This is a genomic window from Corynebacterium aurimucosum, from assembly GCF_030408555.1.
In the GTDB taxonomy this organism is placed as follows: Bacteria; Actinomycetota; Actinomycetes; order Mycobacteriales; family Mycobacteriaceae; genus Corynebacterium; species Corynebacterium aurimucosum.
Map to the genome: position 1 here is coordinate 550,977 of NZ_CP047048.1, position 15,520 is coordinate 566,496.

Annotated in this window: 14 protein-coding genes; 7 read left to right on the forward strand and 7 right to left on the reverse strand. The window is 61.2% G+C overall.

Annotated elements, in window-relative coordinates; genetic code table 11:
* The 3 genes from CAURIM_RS02665 to CAURIM_RS02675 form a co-directional block, all read right to left on the reverse strand.
* Positions 1 to 1,236 (reverse strand): PepSY-associated TM helix domain-containing protein, encoded by a 1,236-nt coding sequence (locus tag CAURIM_RS02665; protein WP_201828660.1) that lies wholly within the window; start codon positions 1,234 to 1,236, stop codon positions 1 to 3.
* A gap of 313 nt (positions 1,237 to 1,549) precedes the next feature.
* The gene (locus CAURIM_RS02670) at positions 1,550 to 3,028 is read right to left on the reverse strand and encodes an RNA/DNA-binding domain-containing protein (RefSeq protein WP_201828659.1); all 1,479 of its coding nucleotides are present in this window, start codon (positions 3,026 to 3,028) and stop codon (positions 1,550 to 1,552) included.
* 204 nt (positions 3,029 to 3,232) lie between these two features.
* Positions 3,233 to 5,416 (reverse strand): NADP-dependent isocitrate dehydrogenase, encoded by a 2,184-nt coding sequence (locus CAURIM_RS02675; protein ID WP_070730519.1) that lies wholly within the window; start codon positions 5,414 to 5,416, stop codon positions 3,233 to 3,235.
* A 182-nt stretch (positions 5,417 to 5,598) separates the two neighbouring features.
* Here CAURIM_RS02675 and CAURIM_RS02680 point away from each other — a divergent pair, with 182 nt between their 5' ends.
* From CAURIM_RS02680 to CAURIM_RS02705, 6 genes are all read left to right on the forward strand, one after another.
* Positions 5,599 to 6,834 carry an MFS transporter gene (locus CAURIM_RS02680; RefSeq protein WP_201829443.1) on the forward strand — a complete coding sequence of 412 codons (1,236 nt, stop codon included), beginning with the start codon at positions 5,599 to 5,601 and terminating at the stop codon, positions 6,832 to 6,834.
* A gap of 10 nt (positions 6,835 to 6,844) precedes the next feature.
* The gene (locus CAURIM_RS02685) at positions 6,845 to 7,744 is read left to right on the forward strand and encodes an exodeoxyribonuclease III (protein WP_070446419.1); all 900 of its coding nucleotides are present in this window, start codon (positions 6,845 to 6,847) and stop codon (positions 7,742 to 7,744) included.
* Positions 7,745 to 7,809: 65 nt separating this feature from the next.
* Complete coding sequence (locus tag CAURIM_RS02690) at positions 7,810 to 8,001, forward strand: hypothetical protein (protein WP_049157254.1); 192 nt, start codon at positions 7,810 to 7,812, stop codon at positions 7,999 to 8,001.
* Positions 8,002 to 8,049: 48 nt separating this feature from the next.
* Positions 8,050 to 9,084 (forward strand): tryptophan--tRNA ligase, encoded by a 1,035-nt coding sequence (gene trpS, locus CAURIM_RS02695; RefSeq protein WP_070446415.1) that lies wholly within the window; start codon positions 8,050 to 8,052, stop codon positions 9,082 to 9,084.
* A gap of 74 nt (positions 9,085 to 9,158) precedes the next feature.
* Positions 9,159 to 10,241, forward strand: coding sequence for a YhjD/YihY/BrkB family envelope integrity protein (locus CAURIM_RS02700; RefSeq protein WP_070446413.1), 1,083 nt, complete (start codon positions 9,159 to 9,161; stop codon positions 10,239 to 10,241).
* A gap of 6 nt (positions 10,242 to 10,247) precedes the next feature.
* On the forward strand, positions 10,248 to 10,988 hold the full coding sequence (locus tag CAURIM_RS02705) for an RDD family protein (protein ID WP_070644378.1): 741 nt from the start codon (positions 10,248 to 10,250) through the stop codon (positions 10,986 to 10,988).
* On the opposite strand, the gene CAURIM_RS02710 is transcribed toward CAURIM_RS02705, so the two are convergent.
* On the reverse strand, positions 10,963 to 12,183 hold the full coding sequence (locus CAURIM_RS02710; RefSeq protein ID WP_070446409.1) for a D-alanyl-D-alanine carboxypeptidase family protein: 1,221 nt from the start codon (positions 12,181 to 12,183) through the stop codon (positions 10,963 to 10,965). The genes CAURIM_RS02705 and CAURIM_RS02710 overlap by 26 nt on opposite strands.
* Positions 12,184 to 12,222: 39 nt before the next feature.
* Here CAURIM_RS02710 and CAURIM_RS02715 point away from each other — a divergent pair, with 39 nt between their 5' ends.
* The gene (locus tag CAURIM_RS02715; RefSeq protein ID WP_201828658.1) at positions 12,223 to 13,107 is read left to right on the forward strand and encodes an amidohydrolase family protein; all 885 of its coding nucleotides are present in this window, start codon (positions 12,223 to 12,225) and stop codon (positions 13,105 to 13,107) included.
* A gap of 3 nt (positions 13,108 to 13,110) precedes the next feature.
* On the opposite strand, the gene CAURIM_RS02720 is transcribed toward CAURIM_RS02715, so the two are convergent.
* Genes CAURIM_RS02720 through CAURIM_RS02730 form a run of 3 tightly spaced genes read right to left on the reverse strand, consistent with a single transcriptional unit; the run spans position 13,111 to position 15,511 of the window.
* Positions 13,111 to 14,349 carry a SatS C-terminal domain-containing protein gene (locus CAURIM_RS02720; RefSeq protein WP_070446405.1) on the reverse strand — a complete coding sequence of 413 codons (1,239 nt, stop codon included), beginning with the start codon at positions 14,347 to 14,349 and terminating at the stop codon, positions 13,111 to 13,113.
* Positions 14,350 to 14,360: 11 nt separating this feature from the next.
* A complete protein-coding gene (locus tag CAURIM_RS02725; RefSeq protein ID WP_201828657.1) occupies positions 14,361 to 15,227 on the reverse strand; it encodes a C40 family peptidase in 867 nt (288 codons plus the stop codon).
* Positions 15,227 to 15,511: a hypothetical protein gene (locus CAURIM_RS02730; protein WP_070521391.1), complete on the reverse strand. Its 285-nt coding sequence runs from the start codon at positions 15,509 to 15,511 to the stop codon at positions 15,227 to 15,229. The genes CAURIM_RS02725 and CAURIM_RS02730 overlap by 1 nt, the downstream gene beginning before the upstream one ends.
* Positions 15,512 to 15,520: the final 9 nt, after the last annotated feature.

A 15,520-nucleotide genomic window follows, 5' to 3' on the forward strand; every position in this document is an offset into this window, starting at 1 on the left:
CTATCCCACCGGGATTGGTGTGCGTTCCCTGCGTGGAGTGGTGGCACGGTACACCAGGACGATGTCGAGAATCAGGAACGCTGCCAAGGTGATTCCTAAAAGCGGCAGGAAGACGCCCACGGTGGCCGCGAAAAGCGCGCCCAGTCCTGTGGTGGTCCAGGAGAAGTGGGCAGTCGGGAGGAAGCGTGGGCGACGTTTCCACCACATGTAGTACCCCAGCACCACGAGAGCGGCGGTGGCGAGGCCCAGTGCAAACAGCGCAATCTGCAGCGGAAGGCCGAACATGATGCCCATGTGCAGGTAGATGCCCCAGCTGCTGAGCTTGCTAAACAGCGGCAGGCTGGAGAAAGGCTGGCGGTCGATGACGTCGCCGGTGGCGCCATCTACCGAAATTGCATCGGAGGTGGTGCGCCATTCCACCCAGCGTTCGCTGACCTGCCAGGCGGAGTGGGCGTCCTCCGGTGGGTACATACGTAGCGGGCCGGTGAGTCCCTCGGCGCGGCCGGTGGCGAAGACGCGCTCGGCCTCGGCAGCTATGTTCGTGCTTGACGATGCCCCTCCAACCCCATGCCCTTCATGACCTTCATGCATGGTGTGCTCATGCGTTTCAGCGGTGGTGCCGGGGAGGGCAGTCTCGATGGGGGTGGCCTTCCACTGCATGCGCTCCACTAGGGAATCAACGTTGTCGCCGGCCAGTCCCGACCACGTGATACCGGTGGCAGAGAGACCAAGCAGACCGATGAAGATCCAGGCACCGACGGTGGAATGCAGGCGGGTGGCCTTCCAGCGGGCAGAGCGCTTGGGCTGCTGGTGTGCGGCGTTCGCGGTTGCCTTGTTCTTTGGACGGCGGCGAATCCACCACATATAAAGACCCCCGCAGGCCATGACCCACAGCCAAGAGGCAGCCAGCTCCGAGTAGAGCTCACCGATCTTGCCCAAGTGGAAGCTTTCGTGCAGGGAGGAAATCCAGCGGCGTAGCGGCATCTCGCCCAGGCCGGAGTAGGTGGGGTAGTCCCCGATGACCTCGTGCTGTGCGGCCTGGATTTGTTCTTCCAAGCTCACGGGGTGCTCGACCGCCGGAACGGACATGACGTCGTGGTACACCACCTTCTCCAGGGTGGGTGCCATGGCATAGAGGCAGCCAGTCAAGGCCGCAACGAGAATGAAGGGGCCGACGAACATACCGCCATAAAAGTGAATGCGCTGAATGAAAGATCGCAGAGCCGTCCGACTCATAGGTAGTGCTCTTTTCAGTGTCTTTGGTGAAGGCCCCTGCTGAACGTTCGCGGGGCGCTCAGCAAAGGGCGATGGACAGGCGCTGATATCAACTGCACTAGTAGTCTGAGACGATGGTTTCTCGGTTCCCAAGTAGTGAAAAACTTTTTAACTAACTAGGGTTCTCGGTGTTCAAAGGATAAAAGCCCCGCGAGATAAGGCGCGAGAAGCAAGAAACAGTCAAGAAAAAGTCTTCGCAGCTCAACGGGTATAAATTGCGTCGCGGAGTGCTGTTTAAGACCTGTTTGCGATTGATGAAGCAAGAAGGTGATCTCTATTCGCTCCAGAACGGAACATAGTGCAACGAACGCGGACCGGCGTTGGGATCATAGGCATGGATGAGTCCTTCCTCGACGGTGGCAGCAAGCAGGCGTGTGGCTTGAGCGGCTTGTGAGTTCTTCAGCCCGAAGCGCTGACGGATTGAGGAATTGTTAACGGGGAGGTTCTCAAGGAAGCGAAGGCAAGCGTGTTGATAAACGGCTTGGGTCTTTTCTTCCATCGTCATCAGCGCAAAGGGGCGGTAGGCGCTGAGGGAGACGGTGGTACTTCCGTTGGCGCGAATGAGAGCAGGTGGGAAGTGTTCGGCTTCGAGGGAAGAGACGATTTTGTCCCAGCCACTTCCGCGTTGTTCGACAAAATGCGCCAGACGTAAAGCTTCACCGAGATGGGTATTGCGTGTGGTGGACGCCGAGTCAATGAACCGTTGGGGGTCGATAAGCGGGGTCCCTGGGTTGGTTACTTCGACCCGATCGCTGAAAATCTCCACGGTCAAGAATCTGCCACGTTGCTCGAGATCCTGGTGCATGAGTGCATTTGCTAGTACCTCGCGGAAGGCTACCGTTGGCAACAACGGAGTCAATACGCGCTTACCGCTGGAATCAATATGTTCGCCACCTGGACGAATGGTGTTGAAAAGCGTGACTATGTGGGTGAAGGAAGACGCATAGCCTTCGGTGAATTCCCATTCTCGTTCCACCTCCGTGCGTGAAGGGCCGTTGAAGTATAGGACGCGGGGAGCGCGCCCGCGCAGCTCCGGAAAGTCCTGAAGAGAGCGCGCATACATGAGTGCGGACCACGCCGGAATATGCCAGCCTTGCTCGTGTGAGTAGGAGATGGCTTTGGCGCTCCTTAATGTGTCGATAAGGGCAGCGCCTGTCGTATGCGGGAGTTCCGGCCGATTAAGGAAGAAAGCCTCAGGATCAAGGAGGTCGGTAATCGATTCGGGCTCAAGGTTCTCTGCGACTACAGTGTTTTCAAATTCGAACTGATTGAGCTTCTGCCAGAGCTGACGTTCTTCATTGGGAAAATCCATGAGGTTCTTTACATAGCTGCCCTTGCGGAAATACCGTTTCCCTTCGAAGGAATACGGGGCGGACAATGCGGCGGGGATGCGCAGAAGCACAACGAGGCGCCCATCAACCGTGATCTCGTCGAAGGTTAGTTCAGGAGCTGGACTAATGACGCGGTTGAGCCAGGGGAGTAGGTCTTCGTTGCCTTTCCCCTTTGCGCGTTGCCAGTCAAACGACGTCCCAACGACAGCGTGGTCATCGTTTACTCCCCATATGAGGTATCCTGCTGGTTCATCGTGCAGACGCGCCGAGTTGCCTAAAGCGCAGGCATACTTTGCGATCTCCGCGCCAGAGGACAGCTTGTTTACCTTGAACTCGAGCCACGGTAGCTCAGCCGGAAGCGCCGTAAACCGTTTCACGCGGGCTACAAGTTGTTCCTCAGGCGCAGAGTTGATGGGAGTCATGAGTAAAAGTATGCGCGAGAAGCAAGAAACAGTCAAGAAAAAGTCTTCGCAGCTCAACGGGTATAAATAGCGTCGCGGAGTGCTGTTTCAGGTCTGTTTGCGATTAATGAAGCAAGAAAAGGCTCGACCCACTCATCGTGGATCGAGCCTTTGCGGTGGCCTAGCCTTAGTCTAAGACTCCGGGGCTAGGGAAGAAGCGCAGAATTACTTCTTCAGGCCATCAATGATGTCGTTGAAGGCAGCGACTGGGCGCATGACCTCGGCTAGCTTCTCCTCGTTCGGGGCGTAGTAGCCGCCGAGGTCGACGGGGGAGCCTTGGACGTCGAGAAGCGCCTGCTCAATCTCGCCTGCCTTGGCCTCGAGGGACTCAGCAACTGGCTTGAAAGCCTCGGCCAGCTCGGCGTCGTCGGTCTGTGCAGCCAGCTCCTTGGCCCAGTTAAGGGTCAGGAAGAAGTGGGAGCCGCGGTTGTCGTTCTCGCCGACCTTGCGGGACGGGGACTTGCCCTCATCCAGCAGGGTCTCGGTGGCCTTGTCCAGAGCAGCGGCCAGCACGCCGGCCTTGGCGTTGCCGTTGGTGTTGTGCTCGTGGCGGAAGGACTCAGCCAGGGCCAGGAACTCACCGAGGGAGTCCCAGCGCAGGTGGTTTTCTTCCTGGACCTGCTGGACGTGCTTCGGGGCGGAGCCGCCGGCACCGGTCTCGAACAGGCCGCCGCCAGCCATGAGCGGAACCACGGAGAGCATCTTTGCGGAGGTGCCTAGCTCGAGAATGGGGAAGAGGTCGGTGTTGTAGTCACGCAGGACGTTGCCGGTGACCGAGATGGTGTCCTCGCCCTTGCGGATGCGCTCGACGGAGATCTTGGTCGCGGTAACCGGATCCTCGATGGAGATGTCGAGACCCTCGGTGTCGTGATCCTGCAGGTACTTGTTGACCAGCTCGATGAGGTTGGCATCGTGGCCGCGCTCCGGGTCGAGCCAGAAGATGGCCTTCATGCCGGACAGGCGGGCACGGTTGACGGCCAGCTTGACCCAGTCCTGGATCGGGGCGTCCTTGGTCTGGCAAGCGCGCCAGATGTCGCCCTCCTCCACGTCGTGGGAGATAAGGGCCTCACCCTTGGAGTTGCGGACCTCAACGGTGCCGGCAGCCGGCACCTTGAAGGTCTTGTTGTGGGAGCCGTACTCCTCAGCCTTCTGTGCCATGAGGCCGACGTTCGGGACGGTCCCCATGGTGGTCGGATCGTAGGCGCCGTTAGCCTTGCAGTCCTCGATGACTGCCTGGTAAACGCCGGCGTAGGAGGAATCCGGGATGACGGCGAGGGTGTCCTGCTCCTCGTCGTTCTTGTTCCACATGTGGCCGGAGGTGCGGATCATAGCCGGCATGGAGGCATCGATGATGACGTCGGACGGAACGTGCAGGTTGGTAATACCCTTGTGGGAGTTGACCATGGCGAGGTCCGGACCGTCGACAAGCGCGTCGTCGAAGGCAGCCTTGATCTCAGCACCGTTCTCGAGCTTGTCCAGACCCTCGTAGATAGCGCCCAGGCCGTTCTCGCCGTTGAGGCCAGCAGCCTCGAGCTCCTCGCCGTACTTCTCAAAGACATCAGCGAAGAAAGCGCGGACGACATGGCCGAAGATGATGGGGTCAGACACCTTCATCATGGTGGCCTTGAGGTGAGCGGAGAAGAGCACGCCCTCTTCCTTGGCACGGGCAACCTGAGCCTTGAGGAACTCGTCGAGTGCCTTGGCGGACATGAAGGTGCCGTCGATGACCTCGCCCTTGAGGACCGGCAGCTTCTCCAGCAGGGGCTGCTCGCCCTCGGCGGTCTTCAGAACGATGGAGAGGGTGTCCTCCTCCGGCATGATGACGGACTTCTCGTTGTGGCGGAAGTCGTTAGCGTCCATGGTGGCCACGTTAGTCTTGGAATCAGCGGACCACGCGCCCATCTTGTGCGGGTTCTTCTTAGCAAAGTTCTTGACTGCAATCGGGGCGCGGCGGTCGGAGTTGCCCTCACGCAGAACCGGGTTCACAGCGGAGCCCTTGACGGCGTCGTACTTCTCCTGAGCCTCTTCGTACTCCGGGAGATCAAAACCGGCTGCCTGCAGCTCAGCGATGGCCTTCTTCAGCTGCACCAGGGAAGCGGAGATGTTCGGCAGCTTAATGATGTTGGCTTCCGGCGTCTTGGCCAGCTCGCCGAGCTCAGCCAGGGCATCGGAGACCTTCTTGTCACCAAGGCGCTCCGGGAACTGGGCCAGGATGCGGCCGGCTAGGGAAATGTCGCGGGTTTCCACCTCGATGCCTGCGGTGGACGCGAAGGCCTCCACGACGGGCTTGAAGGAGTAGGTCGCCAGCAACGGCGCCTCGTCGGTACGGGTCCAGATAATCTTTGCCATGGTTCTCCTAAAGAAGTTGAAAACTGTTCAACCTCACAGGATACCTGTCTTATTTTCTCGCGGTGCCGGTCCCCCTGTGACTCGCGCCACCCGCGGGAGGGGTCTGTGTACTTGGCACAACCTTTCCGGCTGGACTTACGAGCTCGGGAAGGGAAGTACTAAGGTCTGCCCCCGTGAAACCGATGAATACCAGTATCCAACGCCGCCCCGTCCCGCGCCAGACGGAAATCTCCGCGACGCGCCGCACCATCGTGATGATCGCCATGGCGCTGGGCGCTTTTGCCATCGGCACCACGGAGTTCACCTCCATGGGCCTGCTGCCGCTCATCGCGGATGATTTCGGTATTACGGAAGACACGGCGTCGGTGGTTATCTCCGTCTACGCGCTCGGCGTCGTCGTGGGCGCGCCGGTCATCGCTGCACTCACGGGCAAGCTCCCACGCCGCCGCCTCATCATCCTGCTGATCGCTTTCTTGCTCGTGGGTAACCTGCTGACAGCCTTGGCCCCGAATTACGGTGTTCTGCTGGTGGCGCGCTTCATCGCCGGTCTGCCGCATGGCGCATACTTTTCCGTAGCTAATCTGGCGGCGGCCTCGATGGCCCCACCGGGCAAGCAAGGGTTTGCCATGTCGATGGTGGGCATGGGCCTTTCCGTTGCCACCGTGATCGGTGTACCGGCAGCCCAAGCCCTAGGCCAGGGACTGGGCTGGCATTCGGCCTACTACTTGGTCGTGGTCCTTGCAGCCTTAACGATGGTGCTGCTCTTTTTCCTCTTCCCGCACATGACGCGTATGCCGGAAACGGATATGTTCACCGAGCTCGGCGCGTTGAAGAACAGCCAGGTCCTGCTCACCGTGTTCCTCGGCACCGTCGGCTTCGGCGGTATGTTCGCCGTCTACACCTACATCACGTGGACCATGACGGAGGTCGCCGGCATGGACCCGAACCACACCTGGATTGTGCTCATGGCCTATGGCATCGGTATGACTGTCGGCAACGTCGCCGGCGGTGCGCTGGCAGACCGAAACCTGGAATTTGGCATCATCTTTGCTCTCATCTGCATGGTCGGTGTGTCCGTGGCCTTCTACTTCCTGGCGCACAACGCGTGGGCGGGCACGATTGCCTTTGGTGTCTTGGCCTTCTTTGGCTCCATTCTCGTGCCCTCTCTGCAGCTTCGCCTCGTCAACGTGGCGGGGGATGCGCAGAGCCTCGCGGCGGCCTTGAACCAGTCGGCCCTCAATATCGCCAATGCGGCGGGTGCTGCTATCGGCGGTGCGGTCGTGGGCGCAGGTTATTCCTATAACTCCACCGCCCTCGCTGGTGCGGGGTTGGCGGTGGCCGGCTGCATCACCTGGGTTATCACCATGTGGGACAAGCGCCGCCTAGCCCCTTCCGTGAAGATTATTGAACAGAGTTAGACTGGCCGGCATGAGTTTCACCATCGCCTCCGTCAACGTTAACGGCATCCGCGCGGCCTGCAAACAGCGCAATGAGAACAACCCGGGTATGAACGCGTGGTTGGAGACCACGCCGGCCGACGTCGTCCTCATGCAGGAGGTGCGCGCCAACCCCGAGCAGACCCAGAAGGCCCTGGCCCCAGCCCTGGAGGCCGGATGGAACCTGGTGCAGGCCGAATCCGCCGCCAAGGGCCGCGCGGGCGTGGGCATCCTATCGAAGCATGCGCTTGGCGACGTCTCCGTAGGCTTCGGCTCCTTCGCCGAATCCGGCCGCTTCATCGCCGCCACCGTGGAAGGCGTGCGCGTGGCCTCTTTGTATCTGCCCTCCGGCGATACTGATTCCCCGAAGCAGGATGAGAAGTACCTCTTCTTGGATGAATTCTCTGAAGTTTTGGATGAGATGGCCGCGACGTATCCGGAGTCTGTTATCGGCGGTGATTGGAACATCTGCCACCGCGCCCAGGACTTGAAGAACAACAAGCCCAACGAGAAGAAGTCCGGACACTTGCCGGAGGAGCGAGCCTTCATGGACCGCGTTTTTGGCTCTTTCCCGGATGATGAGCCCCAGGAGAAGAAGGGGCTTGGGGACTGGCTCGGCGTGGTGGACTACGAAACCAAGACCGCCTGGGAGGCGGCCAAGGATCCGCAATGGTTTGACGTCGCCAGGCGCCTGCACCCGGAGGCCGAGGGGCCCTATACCTGGTGGACCTACCGCGGCCAGGCTTTCAACAACGACGCCGGGTGGCGCATTGACTATCAGGCTGCCACGAAGGCCATGCTGGAGCGCGCGCAGCGCACGTGGGTGGAGAAGGCGCCGACGGTGGAGGAGCGCTGGTCCGATCACTCTCCGCTTCTGGTGGAGTACAAGTAGCCCACATCAAGTAGTGGTACGATAATCCCGTCTTAACGTCCTTTTCTATTTCGCAGGAGATGCTCATGACCCGCGCAATCATCTACTTTGTCCTCGGCGCTATTCTGCTTGCCCTGGGTATCTGGTGGTGGACCATCGTCGGACCGTCCTTTGCCTTCCTTGGCCCGATCGTCCTCCAGGGTGTTGGCGGCGCGTTCATGGTGGCCGGTTTCGCCGTGATGATGGACGTTATTAGCCCGACCTCCCGCAAGATTTAACCGACGCAGCGCCTCCCCGGCGGAGGCGGCAGAGTAGAGTGATCAACCATGACTGACTCCACTTCTGCATCGACCTCCGCTTCTCGAGTCCTCTCTGGTATTCAGCCCACGGCGGACTCCTACCACCTGGGTAACTACCTTGGAGCGCTCAAGCAGTGGATTGACCTGCAAGACTCCCACGAGGCTTTTTACTTCATCCCGGACCTGCACGCCATCACAGTGGAGCAGAACCCGGAGGAGCTGCGCCACCGCACCGTGGCGGGCGCCGCGCAGCTCATCGCATTGGGCATTGACCCGGCGAAATCCACCCTCTTCGTACAATCCCACGTCCCCGCACACGCGGAGCTGACGTGGGTTTTGCAGTGCCTGACCGGCTTCGGTGAGGCTTCCCGCATGACCCAGTTCAAGGACAAGTCCCTCAAACAGGGCCAGGACCGCACGTCCGTGGGCCTATTTACCTATCCCGTCCTGATGGCCGCGGATATCCTCCTGTATTCCCCGCACTATGTGCCGGTGGGGGAGGATCAGCGCCAGCACCTTGAGCTCACCCGCAACCTGGCGGAGCGCTTCAACAACAAGTACGGCGAGGTCTTCCGTGTGCCGGAGGCCTTCATTCCGGAAGGTTCGGCCAAGATTTATGACCTGCAGGAGCCAACGGCCAAGATGTCGAAGTCGGGTGCTAACCCGAAGGGCATCGTAAACCTGCTCGATGCTCCCAAGACCTCCGCCAAGCGCATCAAGTCCGCGGTGACCGATGACCTTGGCGTGGTGGCCTTTGACCGCGAGAAGCAGCCCGGTGTGTCCAACCTGCTGGCCATTCAGTCCGCGCTGACTGGCGAGAGCATCCCGGACCTCGTGGACAAGTACGAGGGCCAGGGCTATGGCCACCTGAAGGTGGACACGGCGGAAGCACTTGAGGCTTTCACCACTCCGCTGAAGGCTCGCTACGACGAGCTCATGGAAGACCGCGGCGAGTTGGAGCGTATTTTGGCCAAGGGCGCCGAGCACGCCACGGAGATTGCCACCCCGCTCGTGGACAAGGTCTACGAGGCGGTGGGCTTTCTCCCCGCGCGTCGCGGCTGAGTTGGCTAGCATGATGAAGACTGTGTAGAGGATTCTGTAACTTATTTCTGTAATTCATAAAAAGGGGAAAGCCTGTGGCGCCAACGACTCAACCCGATGAGAAAAAGACTGATGATTACGGCATCGAGCGTGCATATGCCGATGAGCCGGGAGCGGTAGATAAGGTCCGCGAGAAGTCCGGTTTTATCGACCACATCATGAAGATGCTGGATCGCTACGGTAGCCAAGGCGGCAACCAGTTCGCGGCCGGAATTACGTATTTCTCGGTTCTTGCTATCTTCCCCATCTTCATGCTCACGGTGGCAGCCATCGCCACCGTGTTGGCCAATCGCCCCGATCTCATGCAACAACTGGAAGAGCAGATCGCGAACGCCGTGTCGGGCGATCTGGGGGATTCGATTACGGAGCTTCTCCATACCGCGATTGAACAGCGCGGTGCGATGTACGGCATCGGTGGCCTCACCACCCTGTGGTCTGGGCTCGGCTGGATGAATAACCTGCGCATCGGCATTTCGGCGATGTGGATGCAGGATCCGACTGACGCCCCGGGCAACTTTGTGACCAAGAAGCTCAGCGACCTGCTGGGGCTCATCGGCCTGCTCGTGGCCATGGTTATCGCCTTCGGCGTGACGGCGGCGGGTTCCTCCGGACTGACCCAAAAGATCTTCGAGTGGGTTGGTATCGAGTCCTTCCCAGGAATGGGAACGGTGCTGGTTATCGCCGGCATCGTGATCGGTCTCATCGCTAACTTCCTCGTCTTCTGGTGGATGGTGGCTTTCCTGCCGCGCACGAAGGTGCCCACCAAGTCTGGTCTGAAGGGCGCGGCTATCGGCGCTGTGATCTTTGAGGCCATCAAACAGCTGTCCACCATCATCATGTCCTCCGCGGCAGGCAACCCGGCCGGCGCCGTGTTTGGCCCGGTGATCGTCCTCATGGTGGTCATGTACTTGGTCTGGCGCGTCGTGCTTTACGTCTCCGCCTGGACAGCCACCACCGAGGAGTCCCTCGAGCTGCTGGTTCCGCCGGTTCCGGATCAGGCAGTCATCCGCGTCCGCAACGAGATCCGCCAGGGCCCGAACACGGGCGTGACCTTGGGCGCCGGTGCTGCCCTTGGTGCGGCCGCCGCGGGTGCGTGGGCCCTGCTGCGGCGAAAGTAGGGCGGGATGCTACCAGCGTCTTTTGCCCCGAACCTTTATACGCACTTCACCCTGGATTCGCGCGCGACCTCACGCGAGCTCAGCGTGCAGCTAGCGGCTGCCGACGCCCACCTCGAAGGCCTCGGCTACCTCCCCGAGGACTCCGAACGCGAGGAACTCGCCGTTGCCGCCCGCATTCTCTGCGAGCCCTCGTCCCGAGCCAGCTATGACCAAATGATGGAATCAGGTGCTCGGCTCACGTGGGCGCAGCTCGATGACTACGCCACTACCGGCCGCTGGGGCGAGAGCTATCATGCTGCCACACCCGCCGCGCCTGTTCAGGACGCCCCGCGCGCTACTCCTGGCACCCGAGTGCTTTTGGCCGTCATCGACTACGTCATTGCGGCGATTGGTGTGTCCCTCTTGCTAAGCGTCGGGGTATACAACTCCACTCTCAATGAGGTCTGGCTCACCAGTTTCTCGGGGATCATCACGGTGGCCTATTACATCTGCTTCGAAGTCCTAGTTGGGGCAACGCCGGCGAAGCTGATAGCTGGATACACGGTGCGCGATGTCACCACCCACAACAAGCTCACCTGGCAGCAGAGCATCAAGCGCAACTGGTGGCGCGTGGCCTCCCTCGTGCCGCTCATCGGCCCGCTCATTGCCTTCTTTGGTGCCCTGTACGTGGTGACCACGATTGGTCCGAAGAATGCGCTGCGCGGCCAGCACGACATTATGGCTAACGCCGAAGTAGTGAAAAAGTAGCAACCACTACGACCAGGAGAGCGACGAGCCCTGCCACGAGCCACCCAATCCAGCCCTGCGAGTCCCCAAAGGATGAAGACCCCGCAGTCGCCTCCGGGGTGGCGGGCGTGGACGGCGTGGTAGGAGCCGGGGTGGTTGGTGCAGATTCCGAGGGCTCCTCTTGTCCAGCCGCGAAATCATCCACAAGCCCTACGCCATCGCCGGGGCGGACGTCGGAGGCTTCGTCGAGAAGCATCTGCGCCTGCTCCCAAGCGCGGAAACCATGCTCGACGGTTGTATCGAGGAGGACCGCCTGCAGGCGGCGCCCGCCGCGATTAATCGCGCCGACGAAGGTATGGTGCGCGTCCTCGGTATAGCCCGTCTTGCCGCCGATACCATCCGGGTCGTTGAGGAAGAGCCCATTGTCGTTCCACAGCTCATAACCGGGCATGTCACCCCAGCCGGGAAACTCCACGTGCTCGGTATCGACGATGCGCGCGAAGGTGTCGTTGGCAAAAGCCGCGCGGTAGATCAACGAGATATCCGCCGCGGACGTCGACATGCCTGCCGCGTCCAAACCGGAGTAGCTCGCCGCCACCGTCGAGCGCGTGCCAATCTCCTGTGCCTTCGCGTTGACTTTCTCCAGCGCCTTCTCATCCCCGCCAACAGCCTGCGCGAGGGCGTGCGCGGCGTCGTTGCCGGAAGCCATGAGTAGACCCTGTAAAAGCTGCTCCACGGTATAGACACCATCGGGGCCGAGGCCGACGGCGGAGCCTTCGACGGAGGCGTCGTCAAGCGTGGCGGTGATGCGCTGGTCCAGGGGCAGCTCTTCGATGACCACGAGCGCCAGCAGCGCCTTGATGATGGAGGCTGGGCGGTAGCGCCCGTTGGGATCCTTCATGGCGATGATTTCGCCAGTATCCAGGTCGCTAACCATCCACGCCGAAGCCACAACGTCCTTATTGACCCGAAAACCGCGCGGGGCTGTCACACCGCACGCAGCGCCCTCAACCGCGGGAAGGGGAGTGGGCGCTTCCTGGCCAGGTGCCAACCTCTCAGAGGTGGTCGTCGGTTCCTCGGGAACAAGGGAATGCGGGCAGGAGTCGGTATCCGGCGCGGTGGTGCGCGTGGGCGATGAGGACTCTTCCTCTTCTGCAAACGCGGGCGGCGTCGCGGCTAAGGCGAGGGCAGTGAGGATCGCGGGGACATGTTTCATAGCGTGCTTAATCCTAGACCGCGTCCTAGGATGATCCTCATGCATGACGCACCTCTGATTAGCCCCGAAAATAAAGACTCCGGCGCTGAGATTTTCGCCGGTCTGCCCAAGGTGACGCTCTTGGCGCCGTTGCCCACGGATGCTTCCACCCCAGAGGAGCTCCGCGCGGCCACGCACGCTGTTGTGCAGGCGCTTGCCAGCGACCACGTGGTCTACGCCGAGCTCCGCCTGTGCCCCAGTGCTTTCTCCTTCGGTGCCGCCGAGGCGCTCGCTGCGGCGCGGGAAGGACTCGACGTTCCTGGAATTGATGCTCGCCTCCTCGTTGAGGGCGATGCCAATAGCTGGGATGTAGGCGAAGGCGTTGCTGGTGCTGCGCTGACAAAGTTGTCTGCGGCTGAGAAGCTCCGCGCAGATTTCATCCCGTGGGAGCGGGACGTTGCCTCCTATGAGGATGCCGTGGTGGCTGTGCAGGCGGGTGCGACACGCCTTGTGCACGCCACTGATCTTGTCGATGACTTCAGCGCTGATCTCGACGGCGTTCGCCCTGGCAAGGCATCCGCGTGGGTGCGGGATCGCCGCATCGCGTTGACCTTCGCGCCGCTGGAGGAGCTGCCCGCAGAGGAGCTGGCTGACCATCCTCTGCCGCTGCTGCAGCAGCTTGGCTTTACCTGCACCGTGGCAGGCGAGAAGCTCAGTGACGTTTTCCTGGCCCTGAGCGAGACCTTCGGCTATGGGCTGGAGGAGTTCTTCGATCTCACTATCAAGGCGATTGAGAACTCTTTTGCCAGTGAAGAAGACCGCCAGCGCCTCATCGAGCAGGAAATCCTACCCGCCTACGAGGAGCTAGCGGATCCGGAATTCGCGGAAGACGCTTCTGATGTGAACGCTTCCGAAGCGGAAGAAGACAGCGAGTCTTCCGAGTAAAAACTAGAAGCGGGAGAAGCGCTTCGTCAGCATTTCCTCCAGGCCCTTCCAGGACTCCGCGTGCTCGGTGTAGGGCTTGGAGGGCACGTAGCCTGCGTGCTCGGTGGAACCCAGCATGTAGCCCAGGTAGTCCTGGAAGCGCGGGTTCTGCAGCATGTAGGAGTTGATGGAGTCATCCCCGGCCCAGTCGGCGGCATCTGCGCAGACCTCGTAGCAACGGCTCATCTGGTCCGTATCAACGGATTCGGGGCCCTTTTCAATATCGCGGACAATGCCGTAGAAGCTGTACTGGTTATCCGGGTGAACGGTGACCTCGAGCTCACCAGCGTTCGCTGCGGCAACGACTTCCTCCCAGGTGGATACCTTTGCTAGGTCGTGGTCATCGTTTTCCATGATCCAGCGCACCAGCACCTTGGAGCTGGGGAAGGTGAAGATTTCGCCCCACTTGCCCAAGAAAACCGGCTTGCCGTCGAGGTAGGTGCGCAGGGTGTAGACCGTCCTCTGATCGGCGGTGATCTTCACCGGGTCGATGCCCGCGGCTGCCCAGGGGGAGCTGTCATAAGGATCGGCGGATTCTGCGGCGGCCTTGCGCTCTTCCTCGGCCTTCTTGCGGGCTTCCTCTGCTGCTTCGCTGGCGGCGGAGATGCGGGTGGCGGCGTTGGTGGTTGCATCCTGGGTGAAGTCAGAGGAAGGAACGACCTTGACCACCTTGTCGAGGTCTTCGATGACCGAGCGCCAGTTGCTGTGGATAACGCGGCCCACGCCGGACCACTCACTCATGCCCTGTTCACCGGCGTAGTGATCGGCTCCGCGGGCAGGGTTGCGCAGGATGGAGTGCGATGCGAAGAAGATGACGGTGTGTTCCGCGGCGCAGACCTCCGCTAGTGCCTGTGCAATCTCCAGGCAGCGTGCGACGGTGGACACGTTCTCGTGGCTGGGGCGGCCGGCCAGGTGCTTCGGCATGCCGATGAGGTCGTAGACGCGTTTCTTTTCTGGCACGACACGGTCCGCCGCTTGGGAATTAAAGGCTTCCCACTTCGGGTGGTCGAGCAAGTCGTGCTTCGTGCCGGATTCGAGGAAGCAGAGCATCTCGGCTTCGGTGTTAAAGAGCAGGACGGATTCGTCGTCACCGAGAAAGGCCTGCCACTCGGAACCGTTCTGGCGCCACTTTGGCGCCCATAGGGTATAAAAATCGCCCTCAGAAAGGGAGAGCTTGATGGGGACAATAGCGCGGGTGTTCATGGGCAAATAGTCTACCCTGTGGGCCTCCAGAAGCCTTTGAAAGCCATCCCCATGTTGTTGGTGCGCAGTGGATTGGTTTGCACGGGGCTGCCGGCCTCCACCATCTGCCCGTCACCGGAGTACATGGCCACATGCCCATCCCACACAACGAGGTCGCCGGGCTGCAGCTCATCCGCGCTCACCTGGCGGCCCACGGTCTGGCTTTCAGCGGTGCGCGGCAGTTCCACCCCAGCCTGGCGCCAAGCCCATTGGGTTAGCCCCGAGCAATCGAAGCTGCCGTTGCCGGTGCCGCCCCATCCATAGGGTGTGCCCAGCTGGGAGAGTGCGGCTTGCACCGCGGCCTGGCCTTGCGCGCTTCCTTTGCTATCAGAGGACGAGGACGTGGTCAGCGCGTGGCGTGCTCCGCCTTCCTCCTGCGGACCGCGCACTGAAGGGCGCACCGCGCGTTGTGCAATGGGCACGAGGGGCGCGGCCGCCTGAAGGAGCTCCCCGGCCAGCTGCTTTACGCGCAGCATCGCCTTGCCGACGTACTCCATTGCCAAGGCCTGCAAAGCCGAGCGGGCTGCGGCCTGTGTGGCTGGGTTGGGGATGAGCAAGCCCAAGGCTAAAGGCAGTCCGCGCTGGAGCAACTCGAATCCCAGCCCGATGAGGTCCCTGACGGCCGCCGAGATGAGCCCGCGCGCGGAATCTAGCGCAGAGCGCGCCGTGGAAAGGTCCTCGGTGGCCTGGCGTGCGGTGGCGAAAAGCGCCCGCGGATCTCCGTGCGCTATCTCCGCTAAGGGCCCGGCAGCAGTGAGATCGGGCACAGTGGGCAGGGAGACATCGGGAAGCTGTGCCGGCTGCATCCGAGCGATGTGAGCGATTGCTGACTCCAACATCACAGACCCCCACAGGCGCTAGCAAGAGCACCGTCAGCGTCCTCGGCCTCGCGGGCCATGCGGAAGCTGGAGTCCGCCACAGCTCCGGCATCCGCCCTGACCTGGGCAAGGCGGGCAGCGAGGTTTTCCATGGCGGAGTTAAATGCGCCGGTGAAGCCACCCAGAACGGAATCTATAGGTAACGCAGGAGGGGGAGTGGCGGAGGCTTGGGAGACGGTGGCCAGTTCGTGTGCCAGCCGGCGGGTGTATTCGGTGTCAATAGTGAATGTGTCAAAGCTAGTCATGCCTTTTTA

Excerpts from the sequence above, each read along its gene's own strand:
- CAURIM_RS02665 (WP_201828660.1), bottom strand. The coding sequence starts at position 1,236 with ATGAGTCGGACGGCTCTGCGATCTTTCATTCAGCGCATTCACTTTTAT.
- CAURIM_RS02670 (WP_201828659.1), bottom strand. The coding sequence starts at position 3,028 with ATGACTCCCATCAACTCTGCGCCTGAGGAACAACTTGTAGCCCGCGTG.
- CAURIM_RS02675 (WP_070730519.1), bottom strand. The coding sequence starts at position 5,416 with ATGGCAAAGATTATCTGGACCCGTACCGACGAGGCGCCGTTGCTGGCG.
- CAURIM_RS02680 (WP_201829443.1), top strand. The coding sequence starts at position 5,599 with ATGAATACCAGTATCCAACGCCGCCCCGTCCCGCGCCAGACGGAAATC.
- CAURIM_RS02685 (WP_070446419.1), top strand. The coding sequence starts at position 6,845 with ATGAGTTTCACCATCGCCTCCGTCAACGTTAACGGCATCCGCGCGGCC.
- CAURIM_RS02690 (WP_049157254.1), top strand. The coding sequence starts at position 7,810 with ATGACCCGCGCAATCATCTACTTTGTCCTCGGCGCTATTCTGCTTGCC.
- trpS (WP_070446415.1), top strand. The coding sequence starts at position 8,050 with ATGACTGACTCCACTTCTGCATCGACCTCCGCTTCTCGAGTCCTCTCT.
- CAURIM_RS02705 (WP_070644378.1), top strand. The coding sequence starts at position 10,248 with ATGCTACCAGCGTCTTTTGCCCCGAACCTTTATACGCACTTCACCCTG.
- CAURIM_RS02710 (WP_070446409.1), bottom strand. The coding sequence starts at position 12,183 with ATGAAACATGTCCCCGCGATCCTCACTGCCCTCGCCTTAGCCGCGACG.
- CAURIM_RS02715 (WP_201828658.1), top strand. The coding sequence starts at position 12,223 with ATGCATGACGCACCTCTGATTAGCCCCGAAAATAAAGACTCCGGCGCT.
- CAURIM_RS02720 (WP_070446405.1), bottom strand. The coding sequence starts at position 14,349 with ATGAACACCCGCGCTATTGTCCCCATCAAGCTCTCCCTTTCTGAGGGC.
- CAURIM_RS02725 (WP_201828657.1), bottom strand. The coding sequence starts at position 15,227 with ATGTTGGAGTCAGCAATCGCTCACATCGCTCGGATGCAGCCGGCACAG.
- CAURIM_RS02730 (WP_070521391.1), bottom strand. The coding sequence starts at position 15,511 with ATGACTAGCTTTGACACATTCACTATTGACACCGAATACACCCGCCGG.